At 70.6% G+C, this 25,000-nt stretch carries 21 protein-coding genes; 17 read left to right on the top strand and 4 right to left on the bottom strand.

The window, feature by feature from the left end:
* Positions 1-26 precede the first annotated feature (26 nt).
* Positions 27-2,258 carry a RecQ family ATP-dependent DNA helicase gene (locus VF289_RS12335; protein ID WP_330884190.1) on the bottom strand — a complete coding sequence of 744 codons (2,232 nt, stop codon included), beginning with the start codon at positions 2,256-2,258 and terminating at the stop codon, positions 27-29.
* 185 nt (positions 2,259-2,443) lie between these two features.
* Between VF289_RS12335 and VF289_RS12340 the strand changes: the two genes are divergently transcribed.
* Positions 2,444-3,022 carry a hypothetical protein gene (locus VF289_RS12340; protein WP_330884191.1) on the top strand — a complete coding sequence of 193 codons (579 nt, stop codon included), beginning with the start codon at positions 2,444-2,446 and terminating at the stop codon, positions 3,020-3,022.
* On the top strand, positions 3,019-3,921 hold the full coding sequence (locus VF289_RS12345) for a hypothetical protein (protein WP_330884192.1): 903 nt from the start codon (positions 3,019-3,021) through the stop codon (positions 3,919-3,921). The genes VF289_RS12340 and VF289_RS12345 overlap by 4 nt, the downstream gene beginning before the upstream one ends.
* 27 nt (positions 3,922-3,948) lie before the next feature.
* On the opposite strand, the gene VF289_RS12350 is transcribed toward VF289_RS12345, so the two are convergent.
* On the bottom strand, positions 3,949-4,167 hold the full coding sequence (locus VF289_RS12350) for a hypothetical protein (protein WP_330884193.1): 219 nt from the start codon (positions 4,165-4,167) through the stop codon (positions 3,949-3,951).
* Positions 4,168-4,277: 110 nt separating this feature from the next.
* On the opposite strand from VF289_RS12350, the gene VF289_RS12355 reads away from it, so the two are divergent.
* The 4 genes from VF289_RS12355 (at position 4,278) to gatB (ending at position 8,608) form a co-directional block, all read left to right on the top strand.
* Positions 4,278-5,096 carry an N-acetyltransferase gene (locus VF289_RS12355; RefSeq protein ID WP_330884194.1) on the top strand — a complete coding sequence of 273 codons (819 nt, stop codon included), beginning with the start codon at positions 4,278-4,280 and terminating at the stop codon, positions 5,094-5,096.
* Positions 5,097-5,271: 175 nt separating this feature from the next.
* Complete coding sequence (gene gatC, locus VF289_RS12360; protein ID WP_330884195.1) at positions 5,272-5,568, top strand: Asp-tRNA(Asn)/Glu-tRNA(Gln) amidotransferase subunit GatC; 297 nt, start codon at positions 5,272-5,274, stop codon at positions 5,566-5,568.
* A gap of 17 nt (positions 5,569-5,585) precedes the next feature.
* Positions 5,586-7,097, top strand: coding sequence for an Asp-tRNA(Asn)/Glu-tRNA(Gln) amidotransferase subunit GatA (gene gatA / locus VF289_RS12365; RefSeq protein ID WP_330884196.1), 1,512 nt, complete (start codon positions 5,586-5,588; stop codon positions 7,095-7,097).
* Positions 7,097-8,608 (top strand): Asp-tRNA(Asn)/Glu-tRNA(Gln) amidotransferase subunit GatB, encoded by a 1,512-nt coding sequence (gene gatB, locus VF289_RS12370; RefSeq protein ID WP_330884197.1) that lies wholly within the window; start codon positions 7,097-7,099, stop codon positions 8,606-8,608. The genes gatA and gatB overlap by 1 nt, the downstream gene beginning before the upstream one ends.
* Positions 8,609-8,807: 199 nt before the next feature.
* Here the strand turns inward: gatB and VF289_RS12375 are convergent, their stop codons facing one another.
* Positions 8,808-9,290, bottom strand: a complete 483-nt coding sequence (locus VF289_RS12375; protein WP_330884198.1) for a hypothetical protein — start codon at positions 9,288-9,290, stop codon at positions 8,808-8,810.
* On the opposite strand from VF289_RS12375, the gene VF289_RS12380 reads away from it, so the two are divergent.
* From VF289_RS12380 to VF289_RS12430, 11 genes are all read left to right on the top strand, one after another.
* Positions 9,289-9,786 carry a GyrI-like domain-containing protein gene (locus tag VF289_RS12380; protein WP_330884199.1) on the top strand — a complete coding sequence of 166 codons (498 nt, stop codon included), beginning with the start codon at positions 9,289-9,291 and terminating at the stop codon, positions 9,784-9,786. The two genes, VF289_RS12375 and VF289_RS12380, sit on opposite strands and share 2 nt — an antisense overlap.
* Before the next feature lie 79 nt (positions 9,787-9,865).
* Entirely contained in the window at positions 9,866-11,698 is a 1,833-nt protein-coding gene (gene ilvD, locus VF289_RS12385) for a dihydroxy-acid dehydratase (protein ID WP_330884200.1), read from the top strand.
* 363 nt (positions 11,699-12,061) lie between these two features.
* Positions 12,062-13,819: an acetolactate synthase large subunit gene (locus tag VF289_RS12390; RefSeq protein WP_414644481.1), complete on the top strand. Its 1,758-nt coding sequence runs from the start codon at positions 12,062-12,064 to the stop codon at positions 13,817-13,819.
* Positions 13,820-13,893: 74 nt separating this feature from the next.
* Entirely contained in the window at positions 13,894-14,409 is a 516-nt protein-coding gene (ilvN, locus tag VF289_RS12395; protein ID WP_330884395.1) for an acetolactate synthase small subunit, read from the top strand.
* Between the two features lie 102 nt (positions 14,410-14,511).
* Positions 14,512-15,543, top strand: coding sequence for a ketol-acid reductoisomerase (gene ilvC / locus VF289_RS12400; RefSeq protein ID WP_330884202.1), 1,032 nt, complete (start codon positions 14,512-14,514; stop codon positions 15,541-15,543).
* 178 nt (positions 15,544-15,721) lie between these two features.
* Positions 15,722-17,329 (top strand): phosphoglycerate dehydrogenase, encoded by a 1,608-nt coding sequence (serA, locus tag VF289_RS12405; RefSeq protein WP_330884203.1) that lies wholly within the window; start codon positions 15,722-15,724, stop codon positions 17,327-17,329.
* 28 nt (positions 17,330-17,357) lie between these two features.
* Positions 17,358-18,434 (top strand): 3-isopropylmalate dehydrogenase, encoded by a 1,077-nt coding sequence (locus VF289_RS12410; RefSeq protein WP_330884204.1) that lies wholly within the window; start codon positions 17,358-17,360, stop codon positions 18,432-18,434.
* 50 nt (positions 18,435-18,484) lie between these two features.
* A complete protein-coding gene (locus tag VF289_RS12415; RefSeq protein ID WP_330884205.1) occupies positions 18,485-19,576 on the top strand; it encodes a branched-chain amino acid aminotransferase in 1,092 nt (363 codons plus the stop codon).
* A 4-nt stretch (positions 19,577-19,580) separates the two neighbouring features.
* On the top strand, positions 19,581-21,230 hold the full coding sequence (gene cimA, locus VF289_RS12420; protein ID WP_330884206.1) for a citramalate synthase: 1,650 nt from the start codon (positions 19,581-19,583) through the stop codon (positions 21,228-21,230).
* 49 nt (positions 21,231-21,279) lie between these two features.
* Positions 21,280-21,825, top strand: coding sequence for a glycine cleavage system protein R (locus VF289_RS12425; RefSeq protein WP_330884207.1), 546 nt, complete (start codon positions 21,280-21,282; stop codon positions 21,823-21,825).
* A gap of 221 nt (positions 21,826-22,046) precedes the next feature.
* The gene (locus VF289_RS12430) at positions 22,047-22,325 is read left to right on the top strand and encodes a hypothetical protein (RefSeq protein ID WP_330884208.1); all 279 of its coding nucleotides are present in this window, start codon (positions 22,047-22,049) and stop codon (positions 22,323-22,325) included.
* 108 nt (positions 22,326-22,433) lie between these two features.
* Here the strand turns inward: VF289_RS12430 and VF289_RS12435 are convergent, their stop codons facing one another.
* Positions 22,434-24,995 (bottom strand): DEAD/DEAH box helicase, encoded by a 2,562-nt coding sequence (locus VF289_RS12435; RefSeq protein ID WP_330884209.1) that lies wholly within the window; start codon positions 24,993-24,995, stop codon positions 22,434-22,436.
* Between the last annotated feature and the right edge of the window lie 5 nt (positions 24,996-25,000).

Raw genomic sequence — 25,000 nt, forward strand, 5'->3', positions numbered from 1 at the left:
GAGGTCGGCTGGTGCTTGCCGCCGGCTCAGGCGTCCAGTGCGAGCGCGAGAGGAAGCACGGGACCGGCGCCCGCACGGCGCAGCGCACGCGCGGCGACGGTCATGGTCCAGCGGGAGGAGATCGAGTCGTCCACCAGCAGGATCGGGGCGCCGTCGAGCGCCGCGAGGCTCTGCTGCAGCTCGGCGGATAGCGTGAAGCGGTCCCAGAGATCCGCCAGGCGGAAGGCGCTGTTCCCGCCCGGACGCAGCGGCGCGGCGTCGGGGGCGAGGTCGAGGGCGCCGAGGTGCTGGAGCCGTCCCACCGAGGCGATGCCTGCGGCGAGGGCGCCGACGAGCCCGGGACGCGTCACCGAGGGGACCGCGACCACTGCCTCCGGGCGCTGCTGCCAGTCCCAGGCCGCGAGCACCTCGACGATGCGCTGTCCCAGGGCGTCCGGGACCTCGGAGTCGATCGGGCGTCCGTCCTCGTCGGTGCGCAGCACCTGACGCAGCAGGGTCGCCCAGCCGAGATCGGAGGTGCGGGCCAGCGCCCTGCCCTCGTCGGCACGCAGGGCGGCGGGGATGTTGCCGCGCGGGGTCCTGCCGTCCTCATCGGTCACTCCCAGCCTGTCCAGGCCCTGGGGCCACTGCGCCCGCGGCGCCACCGGCACCCCGACGCGATCCAGGACGGCGGAGACCTGCTGGGCGGCGCCCGCGGATCCTCCCTCAGCGCCATGCGCGCCGGACCCCGGCGCGGGATACCAGGGGGTGGTGCACACATCGCAGCGACCGCAGGGGCGTGCGGTCCCGTCGTCGAGCTGACGGGCCAGGAACATCATCCGGCACTGCGCCGGATCCCCGGGCTCGAGCCGCTCGTACTCGAGCATCGCCTGCTGTTCCTCGCGGCGCGCGCGGGCCACCTTCTCGTACCGCGGGCCGTCGTAGCTCCACGGGACCCCGGTCGCGATCCAGCCGCCCTTGACGTTCTGCACCGCTCCGTCGACGGCGAGCACCTTCAGCAGCAGCTCGAGCGCGGTGCGACGCACGTCCACCCGGGCTTCGAGCGCTGGGGTGGACAGCGGCCGATCGGACGAGGCCAGCGCGCTCAGCACCGCGCTCGCGCTCTCCTGCGAGGGCATCGAGGCGGTGGCGAAGTACTCCCAGATCGCACGGTCCTCACGGCCGGGCAGGAGCAGCACCTCGGCGGTGTCCGTGGCACGTCCGGCACGCCCCACCTGCTGGTAGTAGGCGACCGGGGAGCTCGGCGCTCCCAGATGCACCACGAAGCCCAGATCCGGTTTGTCGAATCCCATGCCCAGCGCGCTGGTCGCGGCCAGCGCCTTGACCTCGTTGTGCTTCAGCGCCCGCTCGAGCTCAGCCCGCTCCTCGGCGTCGGTGCGGCCGGTGTACGCGGCGACGCGTCGTCCCGGCCGGTCCAGCAGATCAGCGAGGTCCTCGGCGGCGGAGACCGTGAGCGTGTAGATGATGCCCGAGCCCGGCAGCTGATCGAGGTGCTCCACCAGATAGGCCAGTCGCGCGCGATCGTCCTCGAGAGTCAGGCAGCCGAGCCTCAGTGAGTCCCGGGTGAGGGCGCCGCGCAGGGTCAGCACCTCGCTGCCCGGTACCTCGAGCTGCTCGGCGACGTCGGAGACGACGCGGCTGTTCGCGGTCGCGGTGGTCGCGAGCACGGGCACCTCGGGACCGAGCTCGCCGACCAGGTCCCGCAGGCGTCGGTAGTCGGGGCGGAAGTCGTGGCCCCAGTCCGAGATGCAGTGGGCCTCGTCGATCACCAGCAGTCCGCAGCGCTCCACCAGGCGCGGCAGCTGCTCCTCCCGGAACCGGGGATTGACCAGACGCTCGGGGGAGACCAGCAGCACGTCGATCTCGTCGGCCGCGAGCCCGCTCTCGATGTCCGCCCACTCGGTGGGGTTCGCCGAGCTGATCGCCTCCGCACGCACCCCGGCGCGCCGTGCGGCGGCGACCTGATCGCGCATCAGGGCGATCAGCGGCGAGATGATCAGGGCGGGACCCGAGCCCCGCCGCCGCTGAAGCAGTGCGGAGAGGAAGTAGACCGCGGACTTCCCCCAGCCGGTGCGCTGCACCACCAGCACGCGACGCCGCTCCTCGACCAGTGCGGCGATCGCCTCGAACTGCCCCTCGTGGAAGCTCGCCTCGGCGCTCCCGGTGAGGGCGCGGAGGGCCTCGAGCGCCTCGACCTGCAGCGCGGAACCGCCGGTGCCGGCAGGAGAGAGGGGGACGGGCGCGGAAGAGGAGTCCATGCCCCCAGTGTCGCAAGGAGCGCCGACGCACGGGCGCCACGACGCCCGCTGTGGACGATGGGGACTGGGGAGGAACCGTCGCCGTCCCCCGAGGGGTGTTGGCCCCGCACGAAGTCTGAGACCACTCTCATCGGGCTCTCATCTCCGTGGACATCTGTCTCATTCCACCCCTTTACGGTGGGCCCATGAGCGAGGACGCCACCTTCCGACGCCCGCCGGGCGCATCCATCCCCGACACCACGACCACCAGAGTGCTCACCGGTCTGCTGACCGGAGCGCTGCTCACCGCGATCGCCCTGCCCGCACGACGCCTGGGTCGGGCCCCGCAGGAGGTGCGCGACTCGTTCCCCTTCAGCCACTACCCGATGTTCTCCTCGAAGCGGGCCGACCACTACTGGGTCACCCACCTCCTGGGCATCGAGGCCGACGGCACCGCACGGCCCCTGCACTACTCGTATCTCGGCACGGGCGGGCTGAACGCCGTGCGCCGGCAGGTGCGCCGCCGCGTGCGCGACGGGGACGGTCCGGTGCTCGCCGAGCACGCCGCCTCGCTCATCGCCCACCGGGACCGCCCGGTGGACCGCGGAGTGCTGCGCGTGCACGTGGTGCGCGGACGCTACCTCGTGGATCCCTTCATGCGCGGCGCGGAGCGGGCGGAGTTCACGACGAAGCTCACGGTCAGCGGGTCGGCGGAGGTGCCCGGCCGCGCGATCCTGCGCGCCGGCAAGGACCCTCTGGGCGTCACCGAGGGGGCGAGGGCATGAGCACTCTTCGCACTCTGGCCCACGCGGCACGTCGGCGCCTGGCACCGCGGGCCACTGCCACGACCCCCGCCCTGCTGAGGATCGCGGTCGGCGGCTACCACCTCTGGCACGTGGGGAGGCGGCGGAAGCTCTACCGCGGTGTCCACCGCACCGATCCGGCGAGCTTCGAGCCGGTGGGCCCTGCCCGCGTCCTGCGCCGGCCGCTGCCGCCCGTGGTCGCGGATCGCCTGCTGGACGCGTCCCTGGTCACCGGGGCACTGTTCACGGCGGGGATCGGCCACCGCGTGGTCGGGCCGCTGCACTCCGCGCTGCAGACCTGGAACTTCTCGTACCGCAATTCGTGGTCGATGGTCTATCACCACGAGAACAATCTCGTCCTGCACACCATGGTGCTCGGTGCGGCACCGACGGCCGACGCGCTGAGCGTCGACGCGCTGCTGCGCGACGGGCAGCTGCGCCCGTCGCGGCGCTCCTGGATGTACGGCGCAACCCCCACCGCGATGAATGCCGCGGTCTCCCTGACCTATCTCCTCGCCGGGATCGCGAAGTTCACCGGCGGGGCGGGAGCGTCCTGGGCGGACGGCGCGAACATGCGCGGGCAGGTCGCCTTCGACTCCCTGCGCAAGGAGATGCTGGGGGAGGAGTCCTCCCCGCTGGGCAGGGCCCTGTACCCGCGCAAGGAGCTGTTCACCCTGATGGCGGCGACCTCCCTGGTGGTCGAGCTGGGTGCGCCGCTGGCCGTGCTCGATCACCGGGCGGGAAAGCTGTTCGCGCTGGGCGCGTTCTCGATGCACTGGGGGATCAAGGCGATCATGCGCATCACGTTCCCGTACAACCTCTCGGGCGTGCTCTACCTGCCGTTCCTGCTGATGCCGCCGCCGGAGTCGCGCGAGGGCTGAGACCGACCGCCCGGAGGGCGGCGGCGCTCAGGAGCCCGCGGACTCCCCGTCCACGCCCTGGGCATCGAGTCGGCGCAGCCGCTCCGAGGTCGACTCGCCATCGCGCAGCGGATCCTCCTTGGTGGCCAGGGCGCGCCGCATCCGCTCCTCGAGCTCCTGCGCCTCACGGATCGCCGGATCCTCCGAGCGCTCCGAACTGTCCTCGGGATCGTGGGAGTGGTAGTCGCTGTGCGGATCGACGGTCATGTCGAGGTCCCTTCGTGACGGGCGGCCTGCGGCGGATCGGGAGGAGACAGTCTAACGACCACCTCCGGCGGAGCGTCGAGTCAGCCGGAGCGCTGAGTAGGCTCGCCCGCGTGCCCCGTCATTCCCGAGACTCGTCCCCGTCCCTGCGCCCGCTCGCCGGCGCCCGCCTCGCCGAGGCGCTGATCGCCGGCTGGCGTCCGATGCAGCGACTCGATGTCGACGGCTTCGCCCTGCTGCGCTCGCGCGGGATCACCCGGCGCGCCCACAGCATCCTCGCGCTCGATCCCCCGACCTCGCCCGATGGCCTCGCCAGCGCGCTGGAGCGGGTGGAGGCCCTGGCCGCGGCGGCGGGGGAGCGGCCCACGCACCGGATCATCGAGGGGGTCGCGCCCTCCGCGCTCGATGAGCTGCTCGCCGCTCGCGGGGACGAGGCGGTGGGCCACAGCGAGATCCTGGAGCTGCCGCTGACCGGCACGCTGCCGCGCCCTCATCCCGCCGCCGTGATCGCGACCGGCGGGCTGGACGAGGAGTGGTTCGAGGCCGCCTGGCGACTGGCCCCGCGCGAGGGGCCCCAGGCGCGGGAGACGCTGCGCGACATCCTCGCCGGCACCCCGGCGATCCAGGTCCGGCTCCCGGCGGGAGACGTCGCGGACGCCGCCGTCGGTCGCGCCGCCCTGGTCACCGCCGGGAAGGAGACCCTGGTCGTGCTCAACATGATCGCGGCGGACCCCGCACATCGTCGCCGCGGTCTGGGCCGCGCCCTGTCCAGCACCCTGCTCGCGCTCGCCGCGGTCCAGGGAGCACGCCGGGTGCTGCTCGAGGTCGAGTCCGACAACACCCCGGCGCGCACCCTGTACCGGGACCTCGGTTTCCGCCGGATCGGCGGCTATCACTACCGGGTGGGCCGGACACCCCAGGACCCGTCCTGAGCCGCGCGCCCGTCTCCTACCGGCTCGTTCCTCACCAGTACGTCGACCGACTCGGTCTGTGTGCCCGTCTCCTACCGGCTCGTTCCTCACCAGTACGTCGACCGACTCGGTCTGTCTGCCCGTCTCCTACCGGCTCGTTCCTCACCAGTACGTCGACCGGCCTAGAATGAGCCCCATGCCTTCGATCGGACGAGATGACGTCGCACGCCTCGCCGACCTCGCACGGATCCAGCTCACCGAGGAGGAGATCGTCCGGTTCGCCGGCGAGTTCGACTCCATCATGGACGCTGTCGCCTCCGTCTCCGAGGTCGCCACCGAGGAAGTCCCCGCGACGTCCCACCCCATTGCCATGACCAACGTCTTCCGCGAGGACGTCGTCGAGAACACGCTGACCCAGGAGCAGGCCCTCGCCGGCGCTCCTGAGGCGCAGGACGGCCGCTTCGCCGTCCCGCAGATCCTCGGCGAAGAATGATGAGTGTGAGCAGCCCTATGAACCAGACCGACATGATCCGCCGCAGCGCGTCGGCCCAGGCCGCCGCGCTCCGTGCCGGGGAGGTCTCCTCCGAGGAGCTCACCCGCGCCCATCTGGACCGCATCGCCGCCGTCGACGGCGACCTGAACGCGTTCCTCCACGTCAATACCGACGAGGCCCTCTCCGTGGCTCGTGACGTGGATTCCCGTCGCGCCGCCGGGGAGGAGCTGCACGCCCTCGCCGGGGTGCCCATCGCCGTCAAGGACGTCGTGGTCACCGAGGGCCAGCCCACGACCGCGGGCTCGAGGATCCTCGAGGGCTGGATCCCTCCCTACGACGCGACGCTCGTGCAGAAGCTCCGCGCCGCGGGACTGCCGATGCTGGGCAAGACCAACATGGACGAGTTCGCGATGGGCTCCTCCACCGAGTCCAGCGCCTACGGCCCCACCCGCAACCCCTGGGACCGTGACCGGATCCCGGGCGGCTCCGGCGGTGGCTCCGCGGCGGCCGTCGGCGCCTACGAGGCCCCGCTCGCGATCGGCACCGACACCGGCGGGTCGATCCGCCAGCCCGGCGCCGTCACCGGCACCGTGGGCGTCAAGCCCACCTACGGCTCCGTGTCCCGCTATGGGCTGATCGCCATGGCCAGCTCGCTGGACCAGGCCGGTCCCGTCACCCGCACCGTCGAGGACTCGGCGCTGCTGCACCAGCTGATCGCCGGCCACGACCCCCACGACTCGACCTCGCTGCCCGATCCCGTCGGCGATCTCGCCGCGGCCGCCCGCAGCCAGGACGTCAAGGGGCTGCGCGTGGGCGTCATCGAGGAGCTCGAGGGGGAGGGCTTCGCCCCCGAGGTCCGGGCCCGCTTCACCGAGTCCCTCGACCAGCTCGAGCGCGCCGGCGCGGAGATCGTGCGTGTGAAGTGCCCGAACTTCGAGTACGCCCTCGGCGCCTACTACCTGATCATGCCCTCGGAAGCCTCCTCGAACCTCGCGAAGTTCGACGGCATGCGCTTCGGCCTGCGGGTGGTCCCCGAGGACCACCCCACTGCGGAGAACGTCATGAAGGCGACCCGCGGGGCCGGCTTCGGCGACGAGGTCAAGCGCCGGATCCTGCTGGGCACCTACGCCCTCTCGGCCGGCTATTTCGATGCCTACTACGGCAGCGCCCAGAAGGTGCGCACGCTCGTGCAGCGAGATTTCGCCGCAGCCTTCGAGCAGGTCGACGTGCTCGCCTCGCCCACCGCTCCCACCGTCGCCTTCCGGCTCGGGGAGAAGGTCGACGATCCCACCGCGATGTACATGAACGACATCGCCACCATCCCCGCCAACCTCGCCGGCGTCCCGGGCATCTCGCTGCCCAGCGGTCTCGCCGAGGACGACCTGCCCGCCGGCATCCAGTTCCTCGCCCCGGCCCGCGCCGACGAGCGCCTGTACCGGGTGGGCGGCGCCCTGGAGGCGCTGCTGGAGGACTCCTGGGGCGGTCCGCTGCTGGCCAAGGCCCCCGAGCTCACCGGAGGAGCACACTGATGACTGCCACCGACATCGACCTCGTCGACTTCGACGACGCGATCGACCGCTACGACCCGGTGCTCGGCATCGAGGTCCACGTCGAGCTCGGCACCGCCACCAAGATGTTCGACGGGGCGCCGAACATCTTCGCCGCCGAGCCGAACACCGCGATCACCCCCACCTCCCTGGGGCTGCCCGGCTCCCTGCCGGTCGTCAACGGGAAGGCCGTCGAGTACGCGATCCGGATCGGCCTGGCGCTGAACTGCTCGATCGCCGAGACCTGCCGTTTCGCGCGCAAGCAGTACTTCTACCCGGACCTCACCAAGAACTTCCAGACCTCGCAGTACGACGAGCCCATCGCCTTCGACGGCTGGGTCGACGTGGAGCTCGAGGACGGGGAGATCATCCGGGTCGAGATCGAGCGCGCCCACATGGAGGAGGACGCCGGCAAGAACACCCACGTCGGCGGCGCCACCGGGCGCATCCACGGCGCCACCCACTCCCAGGTCGACTACAACCGCGCCGGCGTGCCGCTGGTCGAGATCGTCACCAAGCCGATCCCGCACACGAAGGGCCGTGCTCCCGAGGTCGCCGCCGCCTACGTGCGCACCCTGCGCGACATCTTCCGTGCGCTCGACGTCTCCGAGGCGCGGATGGAGCGCGGCAACGTGCGCGCCGACATCAACGTCTCCCTGCGCGAGACGCCCCAGTCACCGCTGGGCACCCGCACCGAGACCAAGAACGTGAACTCGTTCCGCTCGATCGAGCGGACGGTCCGCTCCGAGATCTCCCGCCACGCGGGCGTGCTCGACGCCGGCGGGTCGATCCTCCAGGAGACCCGCCACTTCCACGAGGACACCGGTGGCACCTCCTCGGGCCGGCCGAAGTCCGACGCGGAGGACTACCGCTACTTCCCCGAGCCCGATCTGGTGCCGGTCGCCCCCAGCCGTGAGTGGGTCGAGGAGATCCGCGCCGCGCTGCCCGAGCTGCCCGCGGCCCGTCGCCGCCGGCTGCGGGAGGAGTGGGGCTTCAGCGACCTCGAGATGCGCGACGCCATCAACGCCGACGCCCTCGACCTCATCGAGTCCACCGTCGCCGCCGGAGCGAGCGCCCAGAGCGCCCGCAAGTGGTGGATGGGCGAGCTGGCCCGCATCGCGAAGGACCGCGAGGCCGAGCTGCCGGAGCTCGCGATCACGCCGGCGCAGGTCGCCGAGCTGCAGGGCCTGGTCGACGGCAAGAAGATCAACGACAAGATCGCCAAGCAGGTCCTCACCAAGGTGCTGGACGGCCAGGGCGACCCATCCGCCATCGTCGAGTCCGAGGGCCTCGCCGTCGTCTCCGACGACTCGGTCCTCACCGGCGCCGTCGACCAGGCGATCGCCGACAACCCCGATGTGGTCGCCAAGATCCAGGGCGGCAAGGTCCAGGCGATCGGCGCCCTCATCGGCCCGATCATGAAGGCCACCCGCGGGCAGGCCGACGCCGGCCGCGTGCGCGAGATCATCATGGAGAAGCTCGGCGTGAGCTGAGCCCTCGCCGCACCGCGCATCCAGGACGGGCCGCCTCGTGCACGAGGCGGCCCGTCCTGTGCGTCGCGGGCTCCCGAGGGCCCGCTCAGGAACGGGTTCCGTGAGCGGCGCCCCCGTCGGCGAAGGACGCCGCGACCGCACCGCGCAGCAGGGGACGACGGAAGGTGCAACCCGCGGCGAGGGGCCGTTCGGGAAGCACTCAGCGGCTCTTGAGGACCAGTTCGGTCTCGGTGCGCAGGCCGATCGCTCCGACCTCGAGCATCCAGCGCGGCGTCGGCATCCCCACCCGGACGCCCAGGGTCTCGCGCACCACGCGCATGAGCTCGGCGTTGTCCTCCGGATGGGGCGAGGAGGGATTCTCCGGCCCGGCGAGCGACGGGGTTGCCTCGAGGACATCGAGGATGGCGAGGACGTCGTCGAGGTGGATCCAGCTGAAGCGCTGTCGACCGTGGCGCGAGCCCGGTTCATGGGCGGTTCCTGCGCGCCGACGGGTGGGCGTGACCGGCCACAGCGCACCACCCTGCAGAGGGTGGACCTCGGGGACCTGGCCTCCTCGCTGCTCTTCGCGGGAGAGATGGACAACCCCGTACGGCTGCGGGACTCTGGCGCCGTGCGGCCGTCGCGCGGAGAATGGCCCGGTGCCGGGCGTCCGCGTCCCGGTGACCGAGGAAGGGGCCACCATGATCACCATCCCGCCCACCCTGGTGCAGCGAGCGCCGACCCCCTACGCGGCCCTGGCGGCGTCCGTGACGATGGCCGAGCTGGACACGGTGATCCCGGCCGCGCTGGACGAGGTCGCCGCCCGACTCGCGGCACGGGGCATCGCTCCGATCGGCCCGCCGCTGATCCGCTACCGCGTGATCGACATGGACGGCCTCCTGCAGATCGAGAACGGCTGGCCGGTGGCGGACCTCGCCGGGGCACCCGACTCCCTCGTCCTGGACACGCTGCCGGGCGGCACCTACGGCTCCGCGACCTATCGCGACGTGCGCGAGGGGGTGGCGGGAAACGCCGCCCTGCTCGACTGGGGCCGGGAGCAGGGACACATGTGGGACCGCTGGGACACCCCCGAGGGCGATGCCTTCGCGAGCCGGATCGAGCTCTTCCTCACCGGGCCGGAGGAGGACCCGGACCCAGCGACCTGGCTCAACGAGGTGGCCATCAAGGTGGTCGGCTGAGCCGCGGACCACCGCCGACCGCACGTCCGCCGTCCGGATGCTGACACCACCATCTCGCATGGCGGCGTAGCATGACGGCATGGTCCAGCTCCGCTCCCGCACCTCCACCCACGGCCGCAACATGGCAGGCGCCCGCGCCCTCTGGCGCGCCACCGGCATGAAGAGCGGCGACTTCGGCAAACCGATCATCGCGATTGCGAACTCCTACACCCAGTTCGTTCCCGGCCACGTGCACCTGAAGAACATGGGAGACCTGGTCGCCGGGGCGATCGCCGAGGCAGGCGGCGTCTCCAAGGAGTTCAACACCATCGCCGTCGACGACGGCATCGCGATGGGCCACGGCGGCATGCTCTACTCGCTGCCCAGCCGCGACATCATCGCCGACTCGATCGAGTACATGGTCAACGCCCACACCGCGGACGCCCTGGTGTGCATCTCGAACTGCGACAAGATCACCCCCGGGCACCTGATGGCCGCGATGCGGCTGAACATCCCGGTCATCTTCGTCTCCGGCGGCCCGTCCGAGTCCGGCAAGCCCGTCGAGGGCGTCACCGAGCACCGCATCGACCTGGTCGATGCGATGTCGCTCTCCGCCGACGAATCGATCACCGATGCCCAGCTCGCCGAAGTGGAGGAGAACGCCTGCCCCACCTGCGGCTCCTGCTCGGGCATGTTCACCGCGAACTCCATGAACTGCCTGACGGAGGTGCTGGGCCTGTCCCTGCCCGGCAACGGCACCACCCTGGCCACCCACGCCTTCCGCAAGGAGCTCTTCCTCGAGGCAGGTCGGACGATCGTCGACCTCGCCACGCGCTACTACGAGGAGGGCGATGAGTCGGTGCTGCCCCGCTCGATCGCCACCAAGGCGGCCTTCTCCAACGCCATGGCGATGGACGTGGCGATGGGCGGCTCGACCAACACCATCCTCCACATCCTCGCCGTCGCGATCGAGGGCGGAGTCGACTTCGGCCTCGACGACATCGACCGCATCTCCCGCCTGGTGCCCACGCTGTCCAAGGTCGCCCCCAACGGCACCGCCCACGTGGAGGACGTCCACCGCGCCGGTGGGATCCCCGCGATCCTCGGCGAGCTGGACCGCGCCGGGCTGCTGGACCACACCGTCCACACCGTGCACTCGCCGGATCTGTCCAGCTGGCTCGCCGAGTGGGACGTGCGCGGGGGGACGGCCTCGAAGAAGGCCGAGGCGCTGTTCCACGCCGCCCCCGGCGGGGTGCGCACCACCCAGGCCTTCTCCACGACGAACACCTGGGACGAGCTCGACCTCGACGACGAGAACGGCGTGGTCCACTCCGTCCCGCACGCCTACAGCAAGGACGGCGGTCTCGCGGTCCTCAAGGGCAACCTCGCCCGGGACGGCGCGGTCTTCAAGACCGCCGGCATCACCGAGGACCTCTTCCACTTCGAGGGCACGGCGGTGGTCTGCGACTCGCAGGAGGAGGCGGTCCAGAAGATCCTCGACAAGACGGTGAAGGCCGGTGACGTCGTGGTGATCCGCTACGAGGGACCGCAGGGCGGCCCGGGCATGCAGGAGATGCTCTACCCGACTTCATTCCTCAAGGGTCGCGGCCTCGGCAAGACCTGCGCCCTGATCACCGATGGCCGCTTCTCGGGCGGCACCAGCGGCGTCTCCATCGGGCACATCTCCCCGGAAGCCGCCGAGGGCGGGCTGATCGGCCTCATCGAGGATGGCGACCGGATCGTCATCGACGTCGACAAGCGCCTGCTCGAGCTCGAGGTGCCCGAGGACGAGCTCGCCCGGCGCCGAGAGGCGAAGGGTCCGCTGCCGTGGCGCCCCGCGCACCGAGAGCGCCAGGTCTCCCAGGCCCTCAAGGTCTACGCGCATCTGGTGCGCTCGGCGACCTACGGCGCGACCCGTCGGCCGCTGGACTGACAGCCCGCGCACTCACCGCCTGCGGAGAGCACCGGGCAAAGGTCGTGCCGGTGGACGACGGTCCACCGGCACGACGGTCTGACCTTGTCAGGTGACGGCCAGGTGGATGCCGTGTCCGCATGGCGGACGGTGCGTGAACACGCCGGGGGACCGGATATCGTGTTCCCATGCACAGGACGATCCTTCTCGTAGTTACCGAGCGCGGCTGACGCCCACTCGTCACTACGAGCTGTCATCCGCGCCCCTCCCGAGCCCCAGGCGGAGGGGCTTTTTCGTGCGCCGGACCGGCACGGCGGAGGGAGGCGGAGGTCGATGCAGCAGTTGCCCGCCACGCCCACCGTCCGAGACGACGAAGGAGTTCCGATGAATGGACAGCAGATGACCGGCGCGCAGGCGCTGGTCGAGTCCCTCAAGCATGCCGGGGCAGAGGTCGTCTTCGGCCTTCCCGGTGGGGCGATCCTGCCCACCTACGATCCGCTCATGGACGCGGAGGGCCTGCGCCACGTGCTGGTCCGCCACGAGCAGGGCGCCGGCCACGCGGCCAGCGGCTACGCCCATGCGACCGGGAAGGTCGGCGTGTGCCTGGCCACGTCCGGCCCGGGCGCCACCAACCTCATCACCGCCATCGCGGATGCCCAGATGGACTCGATCCCGATGGTCGCGATCACCGGCCAGGTCGGCTCCGCCTTCATCGGCACGGACGCCTTCCAGGAGGCGGACATCGTCGGCATGACCATGCCGATCACCAAGCACAACTTCCTGGTCAAGGACGCCGCCGAGATCCCCAAGGTGATCAAGCAGGCCTTCCACATCGCCTCGACCGGTCGCCCCGGCGTGGTGCTCGTGGACGTCACCAAGGACGCCCAGCAGGCGCAGACGACCTTCGTGTGGCCCGAGGCCCTGGACCTGCCCGGCTACCGCCCCGCCCCGCGCCCGCACCACAAGCAGATCCGCGAGGCGGCCTCGATGCTGCTGGAGGCGCAGCGACCGGTGTTCCTGCTCGGCGGCGGTGTGCTGCGCGGGCGGGCCACCGCGGAGGTCCGCGAGCTCGTCGAGGCCTCCGGGGCGCCGTTCGTCACCACGCTGATGGCCCGCGGCGCGCTGCCCGACTCGCACCCCAGCCACCTGGGGATGCCCGGCATGCACGGCACGGTCGCCGCGGTCTCCGCGCTGCAGCGCTCGGACCTCATCGTGAACATCGGCGCCCGCTTCGACGACCGCGTCACGGGGGTGCTGGACTCCTTCGCCCCGGGGGCGAAGGTCGTCCATGCCGACATCGATCCGGCGGAGATCTCGAAGAACCGCACCGCGGACGTCCCGATCGTGGGCCAGGCCGCCGAGATCGCCCGTGCCCTCACGGCGGAGCTGCAGGAGCGTCTCGCCGTGGCGGACACCCGCAGCTACGAGAACTGGTGGAACACCCTGGACATGCTCCGGGACAACTACCCGCTGGGATGGACCGAGACCGAGGACGGCTTCACCGCCCCTCAGAAGGTGATCTCCCGGATCGGTGAGATCTCCGGGCCGGAGTCGATCTTCGTGGCCGGCGTGGGTCAGCACCAGATGTGGTCCAGCCAGTTCATCAAGTATGAGAACCCCTACACCTGGGTGAACTCCGGGGGCCTGGGCACCATGGGCTACTCGGTGCCCGCGGCGATGGGCGCGAAGGTCGGCCAGCCGGACAAGGTGGTGTGGTCCATCGACGGCGACGGCTGCTTCCAGATGACCAACCAGGAGCTCGCCACCTGCGTCATCAATGACATCCCGATCAAGGTCGCGGTCATCAACAACTCCAGCCTCGGCATGGTGCGCCAGTGGCAGAACCTGTTCTACGACCAGCGCTACTCCAACACGGAGCTCAACACCGGGCACGGCTCCCGCCGCGTCCCCGACTTCGTCAAGCTCGCCGACGCCTATGGGTGCGCCGGTCTGCGCTGCGAGCGGGACGAGGACATCGACGCCACCATCGCCCAGGCGATGGAGATCAACGACCGCCCGGTGGTCGTCGACTTCACCGTCAGCGCCGACGCGATGGTCTGGCCCATGGTGCCGTCCGGCGTCTCCAACGACGAGATCCAGATCGCGCAGGGCATGAGCCCCGAGTGGGAGAGGGACATCTGATCATGACCAGCAACACGAACGTGACCAGCCAGAGCACCGCACCGGCGCCGTCGGCGAGCACCACGGACTACGTGATGACGCCGGACGGCCAGACCCTCTCGGTCCTGGTGGAGAACAAGCCCGGCGCGCTCACCCGCGTCACCGCGCTGTTCTCCCGCCGCGGGTACAACATCTCCTCGCTCGCGGTCGGACCGACCGAGCACCCGGAGATCTCCCGCATCACGGTGGTGGTCGACGTCGAGCAGCACCGGCTCGAGCAGATCACCAAGCAGCTCAACAAGCTCGTCAACGTGCTCAAGATCGTCCAGCTCGACGCCCGCTCGACCGTGCAGCGCGAGCTGATCCTCATCAAGGTCACCGCCGACAACTCCACCCGCACCTCGGTGCTGGAGATCGTGCAGATGTTCCGGGCCAAGGTGGTCGACGCGGCCGCGGACTCCGTGACCGTCGAGGCCACCGGCACCCAGGACAAGCTCACCGCGCTGCTGGGGATGCTCGAATCCTTCGGCATCCGCGAGATCGTGAAGTCCGGCGAGGTCGCCATCGGTCGCGGCGGGCGCGCGATCACGGATCGCAGCCTGCTGGGCTGAACTCCCGACCCCGTCTCCACCCCTGAGACGCCCTCTCACGACGTAAGACAACCGGCGATAGGATCGACCTGTCGCCCGCACCCCACAACGAAGGAGCACATCGTGGCTGAGATCTTCTACGACGACAACGCCGACCTGTCCATCATCCAGGGCAAGAAGGTCGCCGTCGTCGGCTTCGGCTCCCAGGGCCACGCCCACGCGCTGAACCTCCGCGACAGCGGCGTCGAGGTGCGGGTGGGCCTGCGCGAGGGCTCGAAGTCCGCCGCCAAGGCGCAGGAGGAGGGCCTCGCCGTCGGCACCGTCGCCGAGGTCTCCGAGTGGGCGGATCTGATCATGATCCTCACCCCCGACCAGGACCAGCGCAAGGTCTACGCCGAGTCCATCCAGCCGCACCTGAGCGAGGGCAAGGCGCTCGCCTTCGCCCACGGCTTCAACATCCGCTTCGGCTACATCGAGGTCCCCGCGGGCATCGACGTGCTGCTGATCGCCCCGAAGGCCCCCGGCCACACCGTGCGCCGCGAGTTCGTCGGCGGTCGCGGCATCCCCGACATCGTCGCCGTGGAGCAGGACGCGACCGGCTCCGCCTGGGACCTCGCGCTCTCCTACGCCAAGGGCATCGGCGGCACCCGCGCCGGCGTCATCAAGACCACCTTCACCGAGGAGACCGAGACCGATCTGTTCGGTGAGCAGGCCGTGCTCTGCGGCGGTATGAGCCACCTCGTCCAGGCCGGCTTCGAGACCCTCTCCGAGGCGGGCTACCAGCCCGAGATCGCCTACTTCGAGGTGCTCCACGAGCTCAAGCTGATCGTCGACCTCATGTTCGAGGGCGGCATCGCCAAGCAGCGCTGGTCGATCTCGGACACCGCCGAGTACGGCGACTACGTCTCCGGCCCCCGCGTCGTCACCGCCGACACCAAGCAGGCCATGAAGGACGTCCTCGCGGACATCCAGAGCGGCGCCTTCGCCAAGCGCTTCATCGACGACCAGGACGCGGGCGCGCCCGAGTTCAAGGAGCTGCGCGAGACCGAGGCGAAGCACCAGATCGAGGTCGTCGGCAAGGACCTGCGCAAGATGTTCTCCTGGAGCGCCCAGGCGATCGACACCGACTACGTCGAGGGCAGCGCCGCGCGCTGAGTCACCTCGGGGCGACGGACGACGGCGGGTGCACCTCAGGGTGCATCCGCCGTCGCCATGTCCCCATCTCGCATCCTGACAGGTGTGACCGCATGGCGGACAGCGGTCTAAGCTGTCCCGGTACCCGTCGCCCCCGAGGATGCGTGCGACGACAACCATCCTTACCGGAGGAGTTCCCGTGACGCGTCCCGTCGTGCTCATCGCCGAAGAGCTGTCGCCTGCGACCGTCGAGGTCCTGGGGTCCGAGATCGAGGTCAGGAGCGTGGACGGCACCGACCGCGGCGCGCTGCTGGAGGCGGTGAAGGACGCTGACGCGCTCCTGGTCCGCTCCGCGACCCAGGTCGATGCCGAGGTCTATGCCGCGGCCACGCAGCTGAAGGTCGTCGCCCGCGCCGGCGTGGGCCTGGACAACGTCGACGTGGCGGCGGCCACCAGCGCCGGCGTCATGGTCATCAACGCCCCGACCTCGAACATCACGTCCGCCGCGGAGCTGGCGGTCGCACTGATCCTCGCCTCCCTGCGCAACGTCGGCCGTGCCGACGCCTCGGTGAAGGCTGGGAAGTGGGAGCGCAAGCAGCTCGCCGGCGTCGAACTGCTGGGCAAGACCGTGGGCGTGGTGGGCTTCGGCCGCATCGGCCAGCTGGTCGCCGAGCGGCTGCGCGGCTTCGGCGTGGACCTGCTGGCCTACGACCCCTACGTCAACCACGCCCGTGCCGCCGAGCTCGGAGCGCGCGTGGTCGAGCTCGACGAGCTGATGCGCGAGTCGGACGTCGTCACCGTGCACATGCCGAAGACCCCCGAGACCACCGGCCTGATCGGCGCCGAGCAGTTCGCTCTCGCCAAGCCGTCCCTGCACGTCGTCAACGCGGCCCGCGGCGGCCTGATCGACGAGGAGGCGCTCTTCGAGGCGCTCAGCACCGGCCAGATCGCCGCGGCCGCACTGGATGTGTACTCCTCCGAGCCGCCGGCCGCCTCCGACACCGCGAAGGCACTGCTCGCGCTCGACAACATCACCCTCACCCCGCACCTGGGCGCCTCGACCGCCGAGGCCCAGGAGAAGGCCGGTGTCGCCGTGGCGAAGTCGGTGCGCCTGGCCCTGGCCGGTGAGCTGGTCCCCGACGCCGTCAACGTCGCCGGCGGCGCGATCGACGACGAGGTGCGCCCCGGCGTCGCTCTCGCCGATCGCCTCGGCCAGCTCTTCACCACCCTGGCGGGGGAGGCCCCCGAGCTCCTGGACATCGAGGTGCACGGCGAGATCGCCACCCGCGACGTCACTGCGCTCAAGCTCTCGGCCCTGCGCGGACTGTTCCGCAACGTGGTCACCGAGCAGGTCAGCTACGTCAACGCACCGGTTCTCGCCGAGGAGCGGGGCATCACCGTGCAGCTCGTCAAGGACGAGTCCTCCGAGCGCTTCCGCAACGTCATCACCCTGCGCGGCACCCTGCGCGACGGCACCGTCGTCACCGTCTCCGGCACGCTCAGCGGCGTGGACCAGGAGCACAAGCTCACCGAGGTCTTCGGCCACGCCCTGGATCTCGCCATGAGCGATCACCTCCTGATCATCCGCTACGAGGACGGCCCGGGTCTGATCGGCACCTACGGCCAGCGGCTCGGCGCGGCCGGCATCAACATCGCCGGCATGCAGGTCTCCCGCGCCGGCAGCGTCCGGGGCGCCGAGGCGCTGGTCGTCCTGAACCTGGACGAGGCCGTCGACCGCGAGTTCGCCGAGGAGCTCGGCGAGGCGATCGACGCCCGCTCGATCCACGCCGTCGACCTCGTCTACTGACCCCCGCACCTCACCGAGGAGGACACCCATGAGCACCCCTGCACCCCGCACCGACAGCACCTTGCACCTCGCCGTGATCGAGGGCGACGGCATCGGCAAGGAGGTCGTCCCCCAGGGCCTGCGCGCCCTGCGCGCTGCCCTCGAGCCCGCCGGCGTCACCGTCGAGACGACCGACTTCGACCTCGGCGCCGGACGCTGGCACCGCACCGGCGAGACCCTCACCGACGAGGACATGGCGCGTCTGGCCGAGCACGACGCGATCCTCCTGGGCGCCGTCGGCGATCCCGGGGTGCCCTCCGGGGTGCTCGAGCGCGGACTGCTGCTGAAGCTCCGCTTCGCCTTCGACCACTTCGTGAACCTGCGGCCCACCCGGCTGTTCCCCGGAGTGACCTCTCCGCTGACGAACCCGGGCGAGATGGACTTCGTGGTGGTCCGCGAGGGCACCGAGGGCCCGTACGTCGGCAACGGCGGCTCGCTGCGCACCGGCACCGAGCTCGAGGTCGCCACCGAGGTCTCCCTCAACACCGCCGTCGGCGTCGAGCGCGTGGTGCGCTACGCCTTCGAGCAGGCCGAGCGCCGCCGGAAGAAGCTCACCCTGGTCCACAAGCACAACGTGCTGGTGCACGCCGGGCACCTCTACCGCCGCATCGTCGAGCAGGTCGGCGCCGAGTTCCCGGAGGTCGAGGTGGACTACGCCCACGTCGACGCGATGATGATCTACCTGGTCCAGGATCCTGCGCGCTTCGACGTGATCGTCACCGACAACCTCTTCGGCGACATCGTCACCGACCTCGCCGGGGCCGTCGGCGGTGGCATCGGCCTGGCCGCGAGCGGCAACATCAACCCCACCGGGGCCTTCCCCTCGATGTTCGAGCCCGTCCACGGCTCGGCTCCCGACATCGCCGGGAAGAACCTCGCCGACCCCACCGCCACCGTGCTCTCGGTCGCGCTGCTGCTGGACCACCTGGGCCATCTCGAGCCGGCCGCCGCGGTGCGGGCCGCGGTCGAGAACGACCTCGCCGCCCGCGCCGAGTCCGCTCAGCTCGCCGGCCGCGGCACCTCGGAGATCGGTGACGCCCTGGTCGCCGCGATCTCCGGGCGCTGAGCTTCGGACACTGACACACTGACATCGCCCCCTGCACCGAGGAGAACCCCGTGAGCGCGCTCGACTTCACCCAGACCAGCACCACACGTCGCGTCGGCGATGACGAGCGCGCGCAGATCCTCGCCGACCCCGGCTTCGGGAGCCGGTTCACGGACTTCATGGCCCACGCTCGGTGGACCGAGGAGGCCGGCTGGACGGAGTCCGCGGTGATCCCCTATGGTCCGCTGCAGATATCGCCCGCCTCCGCCGTGCTCCACTACGGCCAGGAGATCTTCGAGGGGCTCAAGGCCTTCCGTCACGCGGACGGCTCGGTGTGGACCTTCCGTCCCGAGAAGAACGCCGAGCGCATGCAGCGCTCAGCCCGCCGGCTCGCTCTGCCGGAGCTCTCGGTCGATGACTTCCTGGCATCTCTCACCGCAGCGGTCGCCGCCGATGAGCCCTGGGTGCCCGAGGCCACCAGCGAGGAATCGCTGTACCTGCGTCCCTTCATGTTCGCCAGCGAGGAGTTCCTCGGTGTGCGGGCCTCCCACACCGTGGACTACTACGTGATCGCCTCCCCGGCCGGACCGTACTTCCCCCGCGGCGTGCAGCCGCTGGTCGTGTGGATCACCGACGAGTACGCCCGTGCGGGCGCCGGCGGGACCGGCGCCGCGAAGTGCGGCGGCAACTACGCCTCCTCCCTGCTCGCCAAGCGGGAGGCCGCCGAGAACGGGGCCGACGAGGTCATGTTCCTGGACTCCGAGACCCACTCGAGCATCGATGAGCTCTCGGGGATGAACGTCTTCGCCGTCACCTCCGACGGTCGCCTGCTCACCCCGGCCCTCACCGGGTCGATCCTCGAGGGCGTCACCCGGGAGTCGGTGCTCCGCCTCGCGGCCGATCGCGGACTCGAGGTCGTCGAGCAGCAGCTGGTGATGAGCGAGGTGCTCGGACAGGTCGACCGAGGGGAGATCACCGAGATGTTTGCCGCCGGCACCGCTGCGGTCCTGAACCCCATCGGGGAACTGCGCGCCCGCGGCGGCTCCTGGACCATCGGCGACGGCGGGTCGGGCGAGACCACCCTGGCGCTGCGCAAGGAGCTCACCGATATCCAGTACGGCCGGATCCCGGACCGTCACGGCTGGCTGACCCGGCTGGTCTGAGCCGATGACCAGCACTGCGCCGATGACCAGCACTGCACCGATGAGGAACATCCCCATCCCGTCGTTCCATCTCTACGACACGACGCTGCGCGACGGCTCCCAGCAGGAGGGGCTCACCCTCTCGGTCGCCGACAAGCTCGCGGTCGCCCGCCACCTCGACGAGCTCGGCGTGACCTATATCGAGGGCGGCTGGCCCGGCGCCGTCCCGCGCGACACCGAGTTCTTCGCCCGGGCGGCGGGGGAGCTCGAGCTGCACCATGCTCGGCTCGCGGCCTTCGGCGCGACTCGCAAGGCCGGGGTTCCTGTCACGGAGGATGCCCAGGTCGCGGCACTGGTCGACGCCGGGGCGCCGACGATCACCCTGGTCGCGAAGTCGGATCTGCGCCATGTCATCGGAGCGCTGCGCACCACCGCCGAGGAGAACCTCGCCATGGTGCGGGACACCGTGGCCCACCTGGTGGGCCTCGGCAGGGAGGTGTTCGTCGATGCCGAGCACTTCTTCGACGGATTCCTCCACGACCCCGACTACACCACCTCCGTGCTGGTGGCCGCCCATGAGGCCGGCGCCGGAGTGCTGGTGCTGTGCGACACGAACGGCGGGATGCTCCCGCACCAGGTCACCGAGATCGTCGAGGAGCTGCGCGATCGGCTCGAGCAGGCTGGTGCCGGGCAGGCCCGCCTGGGGGCCCACACCCACAACGACACCGGCTGCGCGGTGGCCAACGCGATCTCCGCCGTGCGCGCGGGGATCACCCACGTCCAGGGATGCATCAACGGCTATGGGGAGCGCACCGGCAACGCCGACCTGGTCACCCTGATGGCCGATCTGCAGCTGAAGCTCGGCATGGACCTGGTCCCGTCCGAGACCTTCTCCGAGACCACCCGGATCGCCCACGCGATCGGCGAGATCGTCAACATGCCGGTGACCCCGCGCGCCCCGTACGTCGGGGCGAGCGCCTTCGCCCACAAGGCGGGGCTGCATGCGAGCGCGATCCGGGTCGATCCGGACCTCTATCAGCACACCGATCCCCAGCTGGTCGGCAATGACATGCGGATGATCATCTCCGACATGGCCGGCCGGGCCTCGATCGAGCTCAAGGGCCGCGAACTCGGTTTCGACCTCGCCGGCGAGCCCGAGCTGCTCTCGCAGCTGGCCGCCACCGTCAAGCAGCGCGAGGCGGTCGGCTATTCCTACGAGGCGGCCGACGCCTCCTTCGAGCTGCTGCTGCTGGACCTGCTGGGCCAGGTGCCCAGCTACTCGACGGTGGAGTCCTGGCGCGCCACCTCGCAGCTGGGGAGGGACGGCACCCTCGAGACCGAGGCGACCGTCAAACTCCTCGCCGACGGCGACGGGCCCCACGAGCGGCGGGTGGCGATCGCCGAGGGCAACGGTCCGGTCAACGCCCTGGACCTCGCCCTGCGCGCGGCACTGAGGGAGCGTCATCCCGAGGTCGACGAGTTCGAGCTGCGGGACTTCAAGGTGCGCATCCTCGATGCCCAGCACGGCACCGACGCGACCACACGGGTGCTGGTGAGCACCTCCGGGCGCGGTCTCGAGTTCCAGACCGTCGGGGTCGGCCCCAACGTCATCGAGGCCTCCTGGGAGGCGATCTACGACGCCTACACCTACGGGCTGTTCAAATCCGGCGTGTGAGCGCGGGCCGTGCGGCCCTCTGTCCCGTCAGGGGAGTTACCCTGGTCACATGACGATCCATGAACCCACCACCGCCTACGTGCTGACCGCCATCGGCGATGATCGCCCGGGCCTCGTCGCCGCCCTCGCCGCCGCTGTGGACGAGCACGGTGGGAACTGGGTCGACAGCCAGCTGGCCCTGCTCGCGGGGAAGTTCGCCGGGATCGTCCAGGTCGATCTGCCTCCCGACCGGGCGCAGTCCTTCCTGGACGCCCTGCCCGCCCTCGCCGACGAGGTGGGCCTGTCGGTCGAGGCGACGGCGGGCGTCCGCAACGCCGACAGGGAGCCGCCGAGCAGCGCGCTGCGGCTGCATCTGCTGGGTCAGGACCGCACCGGCATGGTGCGCGAGGTGACCTCGGCGCTGCGCGCGCAGGGCGCCACCATCGACGGTCTGCGCAGCTGGACCCGAGAGGCTCCCGAGGGTGGCGGCATGCTGTTCGAGGCAGAGGCGGAGCTGCGCCTGCCCGCGACGGCGGGCGAGGACGGGGTGCGCGAGGCGCTCGAGACCATCGCCGCCGAGCTGATGGTGGATCTGGAGCTCGACGGGCCCGAATGAGAGCCCCGACGGGCGGCTCGCGGGCACCTCGATCGGTCGCTGCACGGGCGGGCCGACGTCGTGGGGGTCGAGCGCTCCCCTCGAGGTGGTCGCCGGTGAGCCCTCGAGCTCCCGTCCTCTGTCTCCCGCTCTTCTCTTGTGGGGACCCTCACACCGGGTATCCTGAGCGCGGCGGAGCCGCACTCGTCGCCGCCCCACAACCCCTCTGGAGGATGATTGCTGTGAGCACTACCAAGGATGTGATGGGCGGAGGCTCTGCCTTCCGTCGCTGGAGCGGGCGCGCAGCTCGCGTTGCCGGCGGGCTGACTCTCGCCGCAGGGCTCGGGATCGCCGGCGCCGGTGCCGCGGGCGCCGTCGAGGTGAACCCGCAGGCGTTCTCGCAGCGGATGATCGAGGTGAACCCGCAGGTCGAGGTCAACCCGCAGAAGCGTGCGATCGAGGTGAACCCGCAGATCGAGGTGAACCCGCAGAAGCGTGCGATCGAGGTCAACCCTCAGTGACCCGCCCCTGACGCCGGCGAGAGCAGGCGTCGCATCGGTTCCGCAGCGGGCCGGCACCTTTCGAGGTGCCGGCCCGCCGCCCTGCGCACCAGCGTGCGGCGACCGAGCTCAGTCCCGCGTCGAGGCCTCGCCGACGTGCGTGATCGACAGGACCGGTTCGCCGGCCTCGTCGGTCGCCTCGAGGTCGAGCTCGGCCTCGATCGCCCAGTCGTGATGGCCCTCGGGGTCCGCGAAGGCCTGGCGGATCCTCCACACCTTCGACTCCTCGGTGATCTGCAGCAGCTGCGGCGAGCGGGCCGGACCGTCGATGCCCACGTGGTCGTAGGTGTCGTAGTAGTCGTCCATCGCCGCGGCCCACCGGGACCGGTCCCAGCCTGAGGACCCGTCGAGCTCGGCCAGGCGTGCCTCGCGCTCGAAGGCGAAGTGCTCGATCCGCTGCCACATGGCGGCGCGCACCATGGTGCGCAGCACCTTGGTCTGGGCGGAGAGCGCCCGCGGTGTGCTGGGCCGGATCTCGGAGGCGCCGTCGGCCTCGAGGTCCTCCGGGTGGGTGAGCGCCTCCCACTCGTCCAGCAGCGAGGAGTCGATGCCGCGCACCAGCACGCCGAGCCACTCGATCATGTCCTCGAGGGCCTCGGTGCGCAGGTCCTGGGGGATGGTGCGGCGCATCGCCTGGTATGCGTCGGAGAGATAACGCAGCACGATGCCCTCGGAGCGCTGCAGGCCATAGCGCTGCACGAACTCGCTGAAGGTCTGGCCGGTCTCGTAGATCTCGCGCACCACCGACTTGGGGGAGAGGTCCGCGGCCTGCACCCATGGTCGAGTGCGCGCGTAGATCTCCAGTGCCGCCTCGAGATCCTCCTCGAGGGGCTTCGGCCAGGACACCTCGTCAAGACGTGTCATCCGCTCGGTGTACTCGACCCCGTCGGCCTTGAGCTCCGCCAGCAGCTCGCCCTTGGCGGAGTTCTGCTGAGCGAGCAGGATCTGGCGCGGGTCCTCGAGGATCGCCTCGATGATCGAAACGGTGTCGAGGGTGAGGGAGTCGGACTCCTCGTCGAGGGTGTCGATCATCGCGATCGCGAAGGGGGCCAGCGGCTGGTTCATCGTGAAGTCCAGCTGGAGGTCCTCGACCAGGGCGAATCGCCGCCCGAGATGGTCGGGTGCGTCCAGCACCTCGATGATCTCCGCCTCCTTGAGGCCGCGGAGGATCTCGACGGCGTCCTTGACCAGCTTCAGCTTCTGCGAGGTGGTCTGATGGCTGGTCATGATCAGGTGACGGCCGGAGGCGATCGCATCGCCCGGGCGCGCGATCAGCGCCAGCGCCATCCCGGCCGTGATCTTCAGGTGCGGTCGCAGCGGTTCCGGTGCGTTCTCGACCAGCTTGGTCATGGTCGCCTCGGACCACGAGATCGCGCCGTCGGGGACGCGGGGCTTGGGCTCCTTCTTGCGCTTCTTCGCGTTGTTGGAGACCTTTCCGGACTCCTCCCGCGCACGCTGCTTCGCCCGCTCCTTCTCGAACTCGATGGTCCAGGTCGGCGCCTGCACCACCACGTGGCCGATGGTGTCGTAGCCGGCCCGGCCCGCGCGGCCGGCGATCTGGTGGAACTCTCTGGCGTTCAGCAGGCGCATCCGCCTGCCGTCGAACTTCGCGAGGCCCGTGAGCAGCACGGTGCGGATCGGCACGTTGATGCCCACGCCCAGGGTGTCGGTGCCGCAGATGATCCTCAGCAGCCCGGACTGGGCGAGCTTCTCCACCAGACGGCGATACTTCGGCAGCATCCCGGCGTGATGCACACCGATCCCCTCGCGCACCAGGCGGGAGAGGATCTGCCCGAAACCCTTGGAGAAGCGGAAGTCTCCGATGATCTCGCGGATCCGGACCTTCTCCTCGGTGGAGAGGATCTTCTGGCCCTGCAGCGCCTGTGCCTGCTCGAGGGCGTCCTTCTGGGTGAAGTGGACGATGTAGACGGGGGCGTCGCGGTCGGTCAGGATCGTCTCGATGGTCTCCGGCAGCGGCTCCAGCGACCAGCGGAAGTCCAGCGGGACCGGGCGCGGTGCGTCATCGATGACGGTCACGTCGCGCGCGGTGCGGTCCTCGAGGTCCTCGACGAAGCCGCTGACATCCCCGAGGGTCGCGCTCATCAGCACGAACTGGCAGTCGGGCAGCTCGACGAGCGGCACCTGCCAGGCCCAGCCTCGCTGCGGGTCCCCGTAGTAGTGGAACTCGTCCATGACCGCGAGGCCCACCTCGCTGCCCGGCCCGTCGCGCAGGGCATGGTTGGCGAAGATCTCGGCCGTGCACACGATGATCGGCGCCTCGTGGTTCACCGCGGAGTCGCCCGTCATCATGCCCACGTTCTCGGCGCCGAACTGTGCCACCAGGTCGAAGAACTTCTCGCTCACCAGCGCCTTGATGGGGGCGGTGTAGTACGAGCGCTCCCCGCGGGCCATCGCCGCGAAGAGGGCGGAGTAGGCGATCGTCGTCTTGCCCGATCCGGTGGGGGTGGCGGCGATGACGTGGTCCCCGGCCGCGATCGCCAGCAGCGCCTCCTCCTGATGCGCGTAGAGGGTGCGGCCGATGGACTCCTGGGCCTCGACGAAGGCGTCGACGATCGTGTCCTGTCCGGCATCGGCGGAGCTCTCGGGCAGGAACGGCATCAGGGTCGGCATGGCAC

It is taken from the genome of Brachybacterium sp. (genome assembly GCF_036379615.1).
GTDB lineage: Bacteria > Actinomycetota > Actinomycetes > Actinomycetales > Dermabacteraceae > Brachybacterium.